The sequence below is a fragment of the Pyxidicoccus trucidator genome (assembly GCF_010894435.1).
Lineage (GTDB): Bacteria > Myxococcota > Myxococcia > Myxococcales > Myxococcaceae > Myxococcus > Myxococcus trucidator.
This window is the reverse complement of the sequence record NZ_JAAIXZ010000008.1, coordinates 409,292-423,026: the sequence shown is the minus strand read 5'-3', so window position 1 is coordinate 423,026 and position 13,735 is coordinate 409,292. Positions and strand designations below refer to the sequence as shown.

The 13,735-nt window shown below is 70.6% G+C and carries 8 protein-coding genes; 7 read left to right on the top strand and 1 reads right to left on the bottom strand.

Features of this window, described 5'->3' with window-relative positions:
• Window positions 1–121: 121 nt before the first annotated feature.
• A complete protein-coding gene (locus G4D85_RS24140; protein WP_164015960.1) occupies window positions 122–3,487 on the top strand; it encodes a CHAT domain-containing tetratricopeptide repeat protein in 3,366 nt (1,121 codons plus the stop codon).
• Between the two features lie 38 nt (window positions 3,488–3,525).
• Here G4D85_RS24140 and G4D85_RS24135 read toward each other — a convergent pair whose 3' ends face one another.
• Window positions 3,526–6,042, bottom strand: a complete 2,517-nt coding sequence (locus G4D85_RS24135; protein WP_164015958.1) for an Ig-like domain repeat protein — start codon at window positions 6,040–6,042, stop codon at window positions 3,526–3,528.
• Between the two features lie 285 nt (window positions 6,043–6,327).
• Between G4D85_RS24135 and G4D85_RS24130 the strand changes: the two genes are divergently transcribed.
• The 6 genes from G4D85_RS24130 (at window position 6,328) to G4D85_RS24105 (ending at window position 13,728) form a co-directional block, all read left to right on the top strand.
• Window positions 6,328–8,445: a PA14 domain-containing protein gene (locus G4D85_RS24130; RefSeq protein WP_164015956.1), complete on the top strand. Its 2,118-nt coding sequence runs from the start codon at window positions 6,328–6,330 to the stop codon at window positions 8,443–8,445.
• 351 nt (window positions 8,446–8,796) lie between these two features.
• The gene (locus G4D85_RS24125; protein WP_164015954.1) at window positions 8,797–9,309 is read left to right on the top strand and encodes a GNAT family N-acetyltransferase; all 513 of its coding nucleotides are present in this window, start codon (window positions 8,797–8,799) and stop codon (window positions 9,307–9,309) included.
• A 149-nt stretch (window positions 9,310–9,458) separates the two neighbouring features.
• Window positions 9,459–10,481 carry a UDP-glucuronic acid decarboxylase family protein gene (locus tag G4D85_RS24120; RefSeq protein WP_164015952.1) on the top strand — a complete coding sequence of 341 codons (1,023 nt, stop codon included), beginning with the start codon at window positions 9,459–9,461 and terminating at the stop codon, window positions 10,479–10,481.
• 123 nt (window positions 10,482–10,604) lie between these two features.
• Window positions 10,605–11,444 carry a carbohydrate ABC transporter permease gene (locus G4D85_RS24115; protein WP_164015950.1) on the top strand — a complete coding sequence of 280 codons (840 nt, stop codon included), beginning with the start codon at window positions 10,605–10,607 and terminating at the stop codon, window positions 11,442–11,444.
• Window positions 11,441–12,856 carry an ABC transporter substrate-binding protein gene (locus G4D85_RS24110; protein ID WP_205525674.1) on the top strand — a complete coding sequence of 472 codons (1,416 nt, stop codon included), beginning with the start codon at window positions 11,441–11,443 and terminating at the stop codon, window positions 12,854–12,856. The genes G4D85_RS24115 and G4D85_RS24110 overlap by 4 nt, the downstream gene beginning before the upstream one ends.
• A complete protein-coding gene (locus tag G4D85_RS24105; protein WP_205525673.1) occupies window positions 12,853–13,728 on the top strand; it encodes a carbohydrate ABC transporter permease in 876 nt (291 codons plus the stop codon). The genes G4D85_RS24110 and G4D85_RS24105 overlap by 4 nt, the downstream gene beginning before the upstream one ends.
• Window positions 13,729–13,735 lie beyond the last annotated feature (7 nt).

Sequence of the window (13,735 nt, the reverse complement as noted above, 5' to 3'; positions counted from 1 at the left end):
CTGCGCTGCCTCGCGGACCAGGCAGCCGCGCAAGGTGGCCGCCATCCCTCCGATGCGTCCCGCTAGACTCGAAGGCTCTTGATGCCAAAGGGGGAAGACATTGGGGCAGGTCCTCAGGTGGATGACGGTGGTCATCCTGTGCTGTGCGGCAGGAGCGGCGGCCGGGGAGCCGCCACCGGACGCGCGGCTGCAGGAGGCACAGAAAGCCTTTGCCGAGGCGACGACGCTCAACGAGGCGGGCAAGTACGCCGAGGCCGTCGCGCAGGTCGAACGTGCGCTCGAGCTGCGGGAGGCGCTGCTCGGGGGCACCCATCCAGAAGTCGCCGACTGTCTGGACCTGCTCGGTCGGCTCTACCTGCGTCAGGGGAACCTTGACCGAGCCGAGCCACTGCTTCGACGCGGGCTCGCCATCCGGGAAGCGGCCCTCGGCGGGAAGCATCCCGACGTCGCCTCCTCGCTCAACAGCCTCGCCAACCTCTATTCAGACCAGGGGAAGCTCGCCGAGGCCGAGCCGCTCCACGTGCGCGCGCTCGCCATCCGGGAAGCGGCCCTCGGCAAGAAACATCCCCTCGTCACCACCTCGCTCAACAACCTCGCCATCCTCTACCACCAGCAGGGCATGTACGGCCGGGCACAGCCGATCTACGAGCGCGCGCTCGTCCTTCGGGAAGCAGCCCTCGGCAAGAACCATATCCTCGTCGCCTCCCTGCTCAACAACCTCGCCAGCCTCTACCAGGAGCAGGGGATGTACGCCGAGGCCGAGCGGCTCCACCTGCGCGCGCTCGCCATTCGGGAGGCGGCGCTCGACAAGAACCACCCCATCATCGCCCAGTCCCTCAACAACCTCGCCATCGTCTACAAAGTGCAGGGGCTGTATGGCCGGGCCGAGCCGCTCTACAAGCGCGCACTCGCTATCTATGAAGCGGCCCTCGGCAAGCACCATCCCGATGTCGCCGATGCGCTCCACAACCTCGCCTTTCTCTACATGGAGCAGGGGCTGTACGACCGGGCCGAGCCGCTCTACGAGCGCGCGACTGCCATCTGGGAAGCGGCCCTCGGAAAGAGCCATGCCACCGTCGCCGATTCGCTCAACAACCTCGCCATGCTCTACGTGGAGCAGGGGATGTATGGCCGGGCCGAGCCGCTCTACGAGCGCGCGTTCGCCATTCGGGAAGCGGCCCTCGGCAAGCACCATCCCCTCGTCGCCGATTCGCTCAACAACCTCGCCAACCTCTACGTGGACCAGGGGAGGTACGACCGGGCCGAGCCGTTCCACGAGCGCGCGCTCGCCCTTCGGGAAGCGGCCCTTGGCCCCAAGCACCACGACGTCGCCACCTCGCTCAACAACCTCGCCATCCTCTACGTGAACCAGGGGAGGTACGCCGAGGCCGAGCCGCTCCTCCTGCGCGCGCTCGCCCTCCGGGAGGCGGCCCTCGGCCCCAACCACTACGACGTCGCCGAGTCGCTCCACAAGCTCGCCCTCCTCTACGTGGCGCAGGGGATGTATGAACGGGCCGAGCCGCTCCACCTGCGCGCGCTCGCCATCCGGGAAACGACCCGCGGCAAGCACCATCCCTCCGTCGCCCAATCGCTCAACGACCTCGCGCTCCTCCGGCTGGCCCAGCATCGCCTCGCCGAGGCCCTGCCGCTGTTCACACGCGCCTTCGCCGTGTCCGAGCGGCGCCTGCGCCAGGAGGCGCTCGTCCTCTCCGAGGCACGTCTGGCCAGCCTCCTCCAACTGCTGCGCACCGACGAGGAGCGGCTCTATGCCCTGGTGCGCGCCCATCCGGATAACGCGAGCGTCAGACGCCTGGCCCTGGGAGCCGCCCTGCTCCTCAAGGGCCGCTCCGTCGAGGAGACGGCCGCCATCTCCCGTACCCTCTACCGGAGCCTGGGCGCGAAGGAGCGCGAGCCCTTCGAGCGGCTGCGTGGGCTGCGCGCCCAGCTGGCCCAGCTCTCGCTCCAGGGCCCTGGCGCACGGCCCGTGGGCGCCTACCAACAGCATCTCAAGGACCTGGCCGAGCAGAGTGATGCGCTCGAAGCCACCCTGGCCCGACGCTCCGCGCCCCTGCGCGCACTGGCCGCGCTGCCGGCTCCCGCAGAGATTGTCGACCGGGTCGCCGCGGCCCTGCCCAGGGACGGTGCCCTCGTCGAGTTCATCACCTACGTGGACCGCCCGCTCGCGCCCAGCCCCGGCACACCCGCGGCACAGCGCCACGGACAACTGCGCTACCTGGTGCTGGTGCTCCTGCCGGATGCAACCCTTCGCGCCCTCGACCTTGGCCCCGCTGAGCCCATCGACGCCGCCGCCTCGCAACTGCGAGACGCCCTGGCCAACCGGGACGCGGCCTTCGAGACCCAAGCGCAGGCGCTCTACTCGCTCGCCTTCCAACCCTTGCTTCCGCTGCTGGGGAAGACTCGCCGCCTCTTCCTCGCGCCGGATGGACAGCTGGCCCTGGTGCCCTTCGCCGCCCTGCACGATGGCCACCATTTCCTCGTCGAGACCTTCGACGTCACCTACCTCACCTCCGGCAAGGACCTGCTGCCTCGCGCCCGGGAAAAGAACCCCGCTGCTTCGGTGGTCGTCTTCGCCGACCCGGACTTCAGCGCCCCGCCCCAGCCGTCCGCGAACCTTCTCGGGGACGCCTCAGCTCCGAGGGAGCGCTCCTCCTCCGTCGAGCACTTCTTCTCCACGCTGCGCGCGGGTCTGGCGCAACGCGCCTGGGCCCCCACCCCACTGCCGGGCACCCGTCAGGAGGCCCGGGCCATCCAGGGCCTGCTTCCCCAGGCCCAGCTCTTCCTGGGCCCCGAGGCCACCAAGGAGCGGCTGATGCACCTGTCGACTCCCGGCATCCTCCACCTGGCCACCCATGGCTTCTTCCTGGAGGACACCCCCGCGCCCACGGGCTCCCGAGCCGTGGGCAGCTTCGGTGCGCTGGGCGAGGACCCGCTCGCCTCGCGTCCTCCGGATCCCCTGCTGCGCTCCGGCCTTCTCTTCGCGGGGGCGAGCGCGCTGACGGACTCCAGCGCCAACGCCCCTCAGCCTCCGCCCGACAACGCGCTGGTGACGGCCCTGGAGTTGACCGGCATCAACCTGTGGGGCACCCAGTTGGTGGTCCTGTCCGCCTGCGACACCGGCCGAGGCGACGTCAAGCTCGGCCAGGGCGTCTACGGGCTGCGCCGCGCGCTCGTGGTCGCCGGAGCGGAGACGGTGGTGATGAGCCTGTGGAAGGTGGATGACGAGACGACAAGCACGCTGATGGAGGCCTACTACCGCAACCTGCTCGCGGGACAGGGCCGCGCCACCGCCCTGCGCGAGGCCATGCGCTGGCTGCGTGCCACCAAGCCCCACCCTCACTCGTGGGCACCGTTCATCACCCTGGGCCAAGACACCCCGCTGCGCGCGCTGGGGCCGCGACCGCGGAAGCCCCCGAAAAGGGAGCCTGCGGCGCCCTCCAGCGGCGCAGCGCCTGGGAAGAGCTTGTAGGCATCGCAAGCGGAGCGATGCCAGGCCCGGTGGACGGATCAGCCCCGCGTGGAGCCGCGCGAGCGCCGGCGCGACTGGAGGGCGGTGAGGCCCATCCACATGCCGAGCAGGAGCAGGGGTGAGCCCCCGCTGCCCGCACCGCAGCCGCATCCCGAGCCCTCATCGCCTTCCGAGGGCAGGGGGGCGGTGGTGCCGGCATCCGGGTTGCCAGCACCCGCATCTGGCGCCTGCGTCCCCGCATCGCCCGGCGTGCTCCCCGCGTCCCCGGTCGAAGTGCCGGCATCCGTGTCTCCGGAGCCCGCGTCACTGTTCCCGGAGCCCGCGTCTGCCTCACCCGAGCCCGCGTCGGGTGTCCCGGCGGGCCTCACGATTTGCGCCAGCGTGACGGACGTGCCCGGCTCGAAGCGCGTGTTGCCCGAGTACGCCACGGTGAGGCCACGCTCCCCCGCCGCCAGGGCCGAGGTGGTGTACGTCGCCACGCCCTGCGAGTCGATGGGCACGGTCGACAGTGGAGTCGTGCCGTCCAGGAACGTGACGCTGCCTTCCGGTGTTCCCGTCGCGGGCGATGCCGCGGAGACCTGCGCGGTGAGGGTGACGGCCTCTCCGCTGTCAGAGGGATTCCGCGAGGAGGCCAGCGCCACCTGCGACGGGCCGCGCAGCACCGTGAAGGCGACCTCGGCCGAGGTGCTCGGGCCGAAGACAGGGCCGCCTTCGTAGGTGCCGGACACCCAAAAGCGTCCAGGAGGGAGCCGCAGAGTGCTGGTGTTGGCGCGGCCTTCGGCGTCGAGCTGCCCCTGGGCACTGCCCGCCGGGACCTCCACTTCGTTACGAAATTCGAGACGGAATTCCCCCGCGGGCGTCTGCTCGACGGAAGCGGCGACGGGGCGCACCTCCACCCGGATGTCCACCGGCTGGCCGTAGACGCTCGTCGTCGGGGACGCCGTGACGACCATTCGAGACTCCGCGACGGTGACGGTCTGCCAGGACGGCAGCGACTGCTGAGGCAGGTACGACGCATCGCCCGAGTAGTCCGCCCTCACGTCATACGTTCCGATGGGCAGCCCCGTCACCACGACGCTGGTTTCACCCTGTGCGTCCAGCGGAGCGGTTCCCAGGACCTGCCGCGGGCCCTCCGACACCACCACGAAATCCACCGTGCCCGTGGCCGTCACCCCAGGAAAGCCACTGCGACGAACCTGGGCGCGGAAGGTCATGGGCATCCCCAGGGGCACCTCGTGGTCGTCCACTCCGAAGAGGACATCCACATGCGCCCGGGTGACTGTGTGTACGACTTCGTCGCGAGAAGGACGGAACGGCGCCTCCGGACTGAACACCGCGGAGAGCCGGAGCTCCCCCACCGGCAGGGCCCCCGTAGTCAGCGAGGCGTTCCTGTGCTCATCAAGCCGCGAGGTGCCCAGGACGGTGTCGCCGTTCAGCCAGGTGACCTCACCATCCGGGAACCCGTCACGGTTCGCGTTCTCCGCGCGCACCTCGGCACGGAGGAAGACCCCATAACCGTGAGGGCTGGTGCCCGACGGAGTCACGGTCAGCGTGGTCACGCTCCCATAGCGGACGTGGAGGACCACCGGCACCGAGACACTCGGCTCGTAGGTTCCGCCGTACTCGGCGGTGAGTGAGACGGTTCCCCTGCCGATGCCGGTGGCCAACGTCAGCGTGGCCGTGCCGTCCGGGCCGACGGGGGCGGTGCCCAGCTCAGCTCCGTCCGCCTTGAACGTCACCGTGCCGGCCGCGAAGGCCGTGCTCCCGGTCACCGCCACGGTGGCGGTGAGCGTCACGGGTTCGTCCACGTGCACGGGATTGGCGGAGACACCCAGCGTGGTGATGGTCGGCGCGGCGACCTGGATGGCGAGCCGGTGGCTCCAGGTCTCGTAGCGGAAGCGGATGGGCTGACCGGGCGCGGGCACGGTGAACGAGATGTTGGCTCCGTCGAACACACCGTCCGCGCCGTAGTTCTCGGCCCAGCTCTCGTGGTGGGCGACCTTCAGCTCATAGGTGCCCGCGGGGAGCGAGGGGATGATGAGCTCCTGCACGCCGTCCCCGTCAATGTCCTTGAGCCACGTGAGCATGCACGCCGGAGCCCAGTCCGAGGGACAGCCCAGCTCGGTCTGCAGCGAGCCCGCGAGCACGGCGATGGGCGTGAGCGACGAGTTGGTAACCCAGTGCGAGACAGGGTCGTAGAAGAACTTCACGGCAAGCTCTGCCTCCGTGTGGCTGAAGGCGAGGTTGGCGCCATCGCGCTGTGCGTTGGCTCCGTAGTTCTCCTCCCAGGAGTCGTTGAGGGTGACCTTGAACTCCTGGGGCCCGCCCGGGACGGTGAAGAGCCTGCGCCAGACGCCATCCACCGGGTCCCGCTCCAGGTGCGTGTTGGCGCAGGCGGCATCCCAGTCACCCGGACAGCCGAGCTCGGACTGGAAGGTGCCGACAACGGTGACGGCGCCCGGCTGGGCCTGCGCGTGGGCTCGCGCGCACAGCAGCGTCAGCAGCAGGGCACACACCCGGAGACAGCCCGGGGCGAGGCGAAGGAATCGAGACATGGAGGCTCCCCCTCAACGAAAAGACGCGGAGATGCCGCACCTTTAGCGTGAACTCCCTGGCGGATTCGACGGGGCGCGGATGACCCGGGATGCCACCGTGATGCATCAGTAGAAGTGGGCGACCCAGACCTCTGGAAGCGGGGCGGCACGCGACTTCCTGGTGCGGGCCCTGCCCCTCCCAAGCGCCAGGACGGGATACGTGAAAGCATGTAATTTCCAGCCATTCGACATCACCATGGATTTCGTGCCTACGCTCCCGGGGTCGTTCTCCCGAGGAGGTCTGTCTTGGCAATAGCCGTTGCGAGGTGGTGGACCCGCTGTCTGTCCGTCGGTGTCTGTCTTGCGGCGCTCGTGGCCGGGCCCGCGCTGGCCAGCGCACTGGAGACGGTGGGAGCGGAGGCCCCCGCGGTGCCGGGGCAGTTCCTCCTCAAGTTCCGGGCGGGCCTGCGTGCCGCCGACAAGGCGGCGCTGCTCCGGGAGCATGGCGGTGCATTCTTCCACCGCAGCGAGGCGTTGGACATCGACGCCGCCGAGTTCCCCGCACTGAGGGCGGCGTCCCCGCGCGCGGCGGAGGCGCTGCTAAATGCACTGAGGCACCATCCGGCGGTGGAGGCGGTGGAGCCGAACTACCTCTATCAGCTCGCCTATACGCCGAATGACCCGTACGCCAATCCGGCCACGCAGGGCAGCGCCGACTACCAGTGGAACCTGGCGACGGTGCAGGCCTACGGCGCCTGGGACATCACGCAGGGAAGCTCCAGCGTCATCATCGCCATCGTGGACACCGGCATCCAGCTCAACCACCCGGACCTCGCGGCGAAGATGCTGGCCGGCTACGACTTCATCGCGCCGGGCACGCCGCCGAGCAACGACAGCGCGAGCGAGGACCACGGCACGCGCGTGGCGGGCGTGGCCGCGGCGGTGACGAACAACGGCACGGGTGTGGCGGGCATGTGCCCGCAGTGCCTCATCCTCCCGGTGCGTGTCTTTGGACCCAATGGAGCCACCGCCACCAGCATCAGCGACGGCATCGTCTGGGCGGCCAACCAGGGCGCCAGGGTGATGAACCTGAGCTTCGCCGGCCCGGGCAACTCCTTCGCCATCGAGAACGCCATCAACTACGCGTGGGGTAGGGGCGCCTTCATGGCGTGCGCGGCTGGCAACGGCAACAGCCCGACGAAGCTGTACCCGGCCGCGTCCGCCAACTGCTTCGCGGTGACAGCCAGCAAGGGCGACGACAGCCGCTACACCTGGAATGGCGGCGGCGTCACCTACGGCACCTGGGTGCATGTGGCGGCCCCCGGGGACTACCTGCGCACCACGGACGTTGGCAGCGGCTATGCGAACCAGAGCTGGTCTTCCATCGCGGCGCCCAACGTGGCGGGCCTGGCGGGGCTGCTCGCCGCACAGGGGCTCACCAACCAGCAGACCCGGGACCGCATCTGTGCCACCGCGGACCGCACGGCGACCACCGGCACGGACTGGAGCTGCGGGCGCATCAATGCCGCGCGTGCCGTGGGCGCCGGCGGGAGTGGCACCGGACTGAGGGGCGAGTACTTCGCCGACACATATCTCTCCACGCAGAACCTGAGGGTGACGCGCACGGATGCCACGGTGAACTTCGACTGGGGTGGCGGCTCGCCAGATGCGTCCCTGGGGGATGTGTTCTCCGCGCGGTGGACGGGACAGGTGCTGACGACGAGCAGCGGCGGGGCGTACACGTTCTGCACCGTGGCGGATGACGGCGTGCGCCTGTGGGTGAATGGCTCGCTCGTCATCGACCGGTGGTTCTATCGCTCCCCCATCGAGGACTGCGTGAGTGTCACGCTCAACGCGGGCCAGCGCTACGACGTGAGGATGGAGTTCTACGACGCGGGCGGGCAGTCCCAGGCGAAGCTGCTGTGGACGCCGCCGGGTGGAGCGAGGGTCGCCATCCCGCAGAGCCAGCTCTTCCCTGCCACCAGCACCGTGGGGTCGGGATTGAAGGGCCAGTACTACGCGGACCAGTCCCTGGACCCTGCGAACCTGAGGGTGACGCGCACGGATGCCACGGTGAACTTCGACTGGGGTGGCGGCTCGCCAGATGCGTCCCTGGGGGACGTGTTCTCCGCGCGGTGGACGGGACAGGTGCTGACGACGGGCAGCGGCGGGGCGTACACGTTCTGCACCGTGGCGGATGATGGCGTGCGCCTGTGGGTGAATGGCTCGCTCGTCATCGACCGGTGGTTCTACCGCTCCCCCATCGAGGACTGCGTGAGTGTCACGCTCAACGCGGGCCAGCGCTACGACGTGAGGATGGAGTTCTACGACGCGGGCGGGCAGTCCCAGGCGAAGCTGCTGTGGACGCCGCCGGGTGGAGCGAGGGTCGCCATCCCGCAGAGCCAGCTCTTCCCGGCGCCGTAGGCCCTGTCGGAAGAAGACGCGCCAGCTGTGGCCTCCTCAGGAGGGCGGCCGGCGCGGTCGCCGCACCGTGAAGGGCGGCCCCTCCCCTTCAAGCGGGTGTGGCGTCGGGGCTGGAAGGGGCGGGCCATGGGGCCCGCGCCCAGCACCACCGAGCGCCAGCGCCACGCCTGCCCTGCGCCGAGCGCGTCGAAGATGTGTTTGAGCACCAATGGCTCCAGGGCAGAGCACGCCGGAGACGAGCATCAATCCCCTCCAACGCTCTCCCATGTGTACCCTTCCCCAACACTCACTCCAGAGTGTCCTGGCCGGGAAGAGGCCGCCCGGTCATGCTGGGCACCCGGGAGGCTCTCCATGGACATTCTCCGCGCGACCCCTGCTGAGCACCCGCTGTTGCGCAACCTCTACCCGCTCTACCTGCATGACCTGAGCGAGTTCGGCGTCGAGTACCGGCTCGACGAAGAGGGGCACTGGCGGCCGGACTTCCTGCCGACCTGGCTCGCCGGCGCGCCGGAGGTGCATCCCCTCCTGCTGCGCTTCGAGGGCCGCATCGTCGGCTTCGCCTTCGTGGGACAGGCGCCCTTCCCGTACATGACGCCAGGGCGCGACTTCCGGATGAGCGAGTTCTTCATCCTCCGCGGCGAGCGGCGCAGGGGCCTGGGCCGGCTCGCCGCCCGCGCCATCTTCGACCGCTACCGTGGCGTGTGGGAAATCTCCCAGCTCCCCGAGAACCGCTCCGCCATCGCCTTCTGGCGAAGCGTCATCGCCGAGTACACCGGCGGCGCCTTCGAGGACACACGCGTGGACGACTCGCCAGCCCAGGTCTTCGACAGCCGGCGCCCACCTGCCCCCACTCGGGGGCGATAGCCGCGCTCCGGCGCCGTGTGGTGCTGAACGCGCGGAGTGCCGGAGAACGGATGCGGCCGTGGCCCGTGCGTCCAGGAGCCGACCGTCCCCGCCACCCTGCCCCGCGGAACGGCTAGCCGCCCCTGCTCCCGGGCGGAACCTTCGCGCGCATGAATGACTTCAAGGGCAGGCGAGCAGTCGTCCTCGGGGGCTCGGGGTTTCTCGGCTCCCATCTCTGTGAGCGACTCCTGCGGGACGGAGCGGACGAGGTCATCAGCCTCGACAACCTCCTCACCGGCAACGAGCGCAACCTCGCGGACGTGGCTCCGCTGGGGAAGCTGCGGGTGGTGCTCCACGACGTCACCGAGCCCTTGCGCGTGGAGGGGCCGGTGGACTGCGTCTTCAACCTGGCCTCGCCGGCCTCGCCCATCGACTACGCGCGGTTGCCCATTGAAACGCTGCGGGTGGGCTCCGTCGGGACGGAGAACGGCCTGCGGCTGGCCCGGGAGAAACGCGCCGTGTTCCTCCAGGCGTCCACCTCCGAAATCTACGGCGACCCGCGGGTCCACCCGCAGCGGGAGGACTACTGGGGCAACGTGAATCCCGTGGGGCCGCGCTCCGCGTACGACGAGGCCAAGCGCTACGGCGAGGCGCTCGTCATGGCGTATGCGCGCATGCACGGCCTGCGCACGCGCATTGCCCGCATCTTCAACACCTACGGCCCGAAGATGCGCCTGGAGGACGGCCGCGTGGTGCCCACCTTCGTGAGCCAGGCGCTGCGCGGCGAGGACTTCACCGTGTTCGGTGACGGGACGCAGACGCGCTCGTTCTGCTACGCGTGGGACCTCATCGACGGGCTGGTGCGGCTGGCCCTGTCCGACGTCGCCGAGCCGGTGAACCTGGGCAACCCGAGGGAGCTGACGATTCTCGAGCTCGCCGAGGCCGTGCGGAATGTGCACGGTGGCGACGGGCGCATCGTCTTCAAGCCCCTGCCCCGGGATGACCCCCAGCAGCGCAAGCCGGACATCACCCGCGCGAAGACGCTGCTGGGCTGGGAGCCGAGAGTGTCCCTGGAGGAGGGGCTGGTGGAGACCTTCACCTGGTTCCGCAAGGTGATGACGCCACGGGCGCCCGTCCCTCGCGCGGCGCCCGGTGGCGTGCCCGGCCAGGCGATGAACACGGGCGGTCCCTGACACGGGGCCGGAGCCGCCCCTCGCGCTCCGCCTGCCTGCCTGCACCTGCGCGGCACGGAGCCTTGGCCCGATTCACGGCTTGACGGCGCGCCACCCGGTGGGCGCGAATGGGGCCTCCCCGCGATGCCGCCTCCCGTCCGACTCCTCCGCGCCTCGTCCCGGGCACTCCTCGTCGGGGTGCTGGTGGCGTTGTTCCTCGCGCCGCTGGTGGTGATGTTCACCGGCTCGCTGCGCCCTCCGGGGCTGCCGCCGCCTCGCGGGGTGGAGCTGCTGCCCCAGGGCGCGAGCCTGGCCGCGTACGCCGCCACCTTCCAGCTGGTGCCCTTCGGCCGCGCGCTCCTCAACTCCGTGCTGCTGGCCGTCTTCATGGTGCCGCTCAGCGTGCTCACCGCGTCCTGGGCGGGGCTGGCCATGGCGCAGGCGTCCGGGTGGCGCTGGCGGACGCTGGCCGGCGCGGTGCTGCTCCTGGAGATGGTGCCCGGCACCGCCGTCTGGCTGACGCGCTTCGCCGTCTTCAAGGTGCTGGGCCTCACCGGGACGGCCGTGCCGCTGGTGGCCCCCGCGCTCATGGGCGGCAGCCCCCTCTTCGTGCTCCTCTACATGGTGGCCTTCCGGCGCGTGCCCCCGGAGCTGTTCGAGGCCGCGCGGCTGGAGGGCGCCGGCCCGGTGCGGCTGTGGCGCTCCATCGCCCTGCCGCTGGTGCGCCCCACCACCGCCGCCGTGGCGCTGATGGCCTTCGTGCTGTCGTGGAGCAACTTCATCGACCCGTTGCTGTACCTCAGCGGAGAGGACGCGCTCACCGCGCCCCTCGCCCTGCACGCGCTGGAGCTGCTCGGCTCCACGCAGTGGCCCGTGCTGCTCGCCGGTGCCGTCGTCGTTACGCTGCCCGCCGTCCTCGCCTTCCTGGGCGCGCAGCGCATGTTCCTTGGCGAGGAGAGGGGAAGCGGATGGCTCGGGCGATGAGGTGGACCGCGACGCTGGCCCTGACGGGGCTGGCCCTGCTGGGGGGCTGCAAGCGCGAGGAGAAGGCCGCCGAGGTCCCGAAGGCAGGCCCCCCCGCGCCCACCGAGCTGACGCTCCAGCTCTTCGGAGACCCGGCCGAGGTGGGCGGCTACCGCCAGCTCATCACCGCCTTCGAGGCGAAGAACCCCGATGTGAAGGTGCGCCTGGTCCCCATCGGCAAGCAGAAGGACCACATGGCGAAGCTCACCACCGCCTTCTCCGGTGGCACCCCGCCCGACCTCTTCCTCCTCAACTACCGGCGCTTCGGCCAGTTCGCCGCCAAGGGCGTGCTGGAGCCGCTGGGGCCCCGCCTGGAGAAGAGCACCGTGCTGAAGGAGCGCGACCTCTACCCGCAGGCGGTGGAGGCCTTCCGCTTCAATGGCGCGCTGACGTGCATTCCGCAGAACGTCTCCAGCCTCGTCGTCTACTGGAACCGCGGCCTCTTCCAGCGCCTGGGCGTGCCTCCGCCGAAGCCGGACTGGACGTGGGACGACTTCCGCGCGACGGCGCAGGCGCTCACCCGCGACGAGGACGGTGACGGGCGCGTGGACGTCCACGGGCTCGCCTTCGAGCCGACCCTGTCCCGCCTGGCGCCCTTCATCTGGCAGGCCGGCGGCGACGTGGTGAACGACGTCAACGACCCGCGCCACCTGGAGCTGCTCAACAGCACCTCACTGGAGGCGCTGCGCTTCGTGCTCCGCCTGCAGCGCGTCTTCAAGGTGACGCCCACGCTGGAGGAGGCGAAGTCGGAGAACCACGAGGCGCGCTTCGCCGCGGGCCGACTGGGCATGCACCTCAACAGCCGCCGGCTGGTGCCCACGCTGCGCGACGTGCCCGGCCTGGACTGGGACGTGGCCTCCCTGCCCCGCCACCACAAGGTGGCCACCGTGCTCCACTCGGACGCCTACTGCATGTCCAAGGCGTCCCAGGCCAAGGACGCCGCCTTCCGCTTCGTCGAGTTCGCGCTGGGCCCCGTGGGCGCGGAATTGGTGGCGCGCGGCGGGCGCACCGTGCCGTCGCTGCGCACCGTGGCCGAGGGCCCCGCGTTCCTGGACCCGAACCAGCGCCCCGCCTCCGCCCGCGTCTTCCTGGACTCCATCCTCCACATCCGCCGGCTGCCCAACGTGGCGGTGTGGAACGAGGTGGAGACGCGCGCGGACGCCATCGTCGAGGAGTGGTTCTACACGGTGCCTCCTGGCGGCACGAAGCTGGCGGCGGAGGACTCCAACGAGGTGCGGCCCGCCCAGGAGGCCGGTGGCTCCATGCGCCGGCTGCTGCGCCAGCGGGACGAGGTGAACACGCTCGGACAGGAGCTGAACGAGGCCGTGCAGGGCATCCTCGACTCGGCGCCTCCCGTCCACGGAGCCCCATGACGGGAGGCTCCCTTCGCGGCCGGGAGGCCATGCTCTGGCTGGCGGCGCCGTTCCTCGCGGCGGCGGCGCTGCTGGTGGGCCTGCCCGCGCTGCTCGCCCTGGGACTGGCCTTCACCGAGTACGACGCGCTGAGCGCCCCGCGCTTCGTGGGCGCGGCGCACTTCCTCCGGCTGTGGGACGACCCGCTCTTCTGGACGGCGCTGGGTAACTCGCTGCTCTTCGCCGCCATGGCGGTGCCCCTGCGCCTGGGCGTTGCCATGGGGCTGGCGCTGCTGCTGCACAAGGGCGGGCGCATGGCACGCGCCGCCGTGTTCCTTCCCACGGTGGTGCCGGACATCGCCTACGCGCTGCTGTGGCTGTGGCTGCTCAACCCGCTGTACGGCCCGCTGGCGCTGGTGCTGAAGGCGACGGGCGTGGCGGAGAGCGGGTGGCTGCTCACGCCGTGGGGCGCGCGCGGGGCGCTGGTGGCGCTCACCGTGTTCCAGCTCGGCGAGGTGTTCGTGGTGCTGCTTGCGGCGCGGCGCGAGCTGCCGGAGGAGCTGTACGAGCTGTGCGAGCTGGAGGGCGGCAGCGCGCTCACCGTCTTCCGCAAGGTGACGCTGCCGCTGATGGCGCCCACGCTGGCGCTGCTCGCCGCGCGCGACGTGGTGGAGGGCCTGCAGACGACGTTCGTCCCCGCGCTCGTCATCACCCAGGGCGGCCCGCGCTACGCCACCACCTTCCTGCCGCTCTACATCTACCAGAACGGCTTCGAGTACCTGCGCATCGGGTACGCGTCCGCGATGACGTGGGTGATGTTCCTCGTCACCGCGGCGATGGTGGCCGTGCAGCTCTGGGTGTTGAGCGGGTGGCGCGCCTCACGGGAGACGTGAGGCGCGC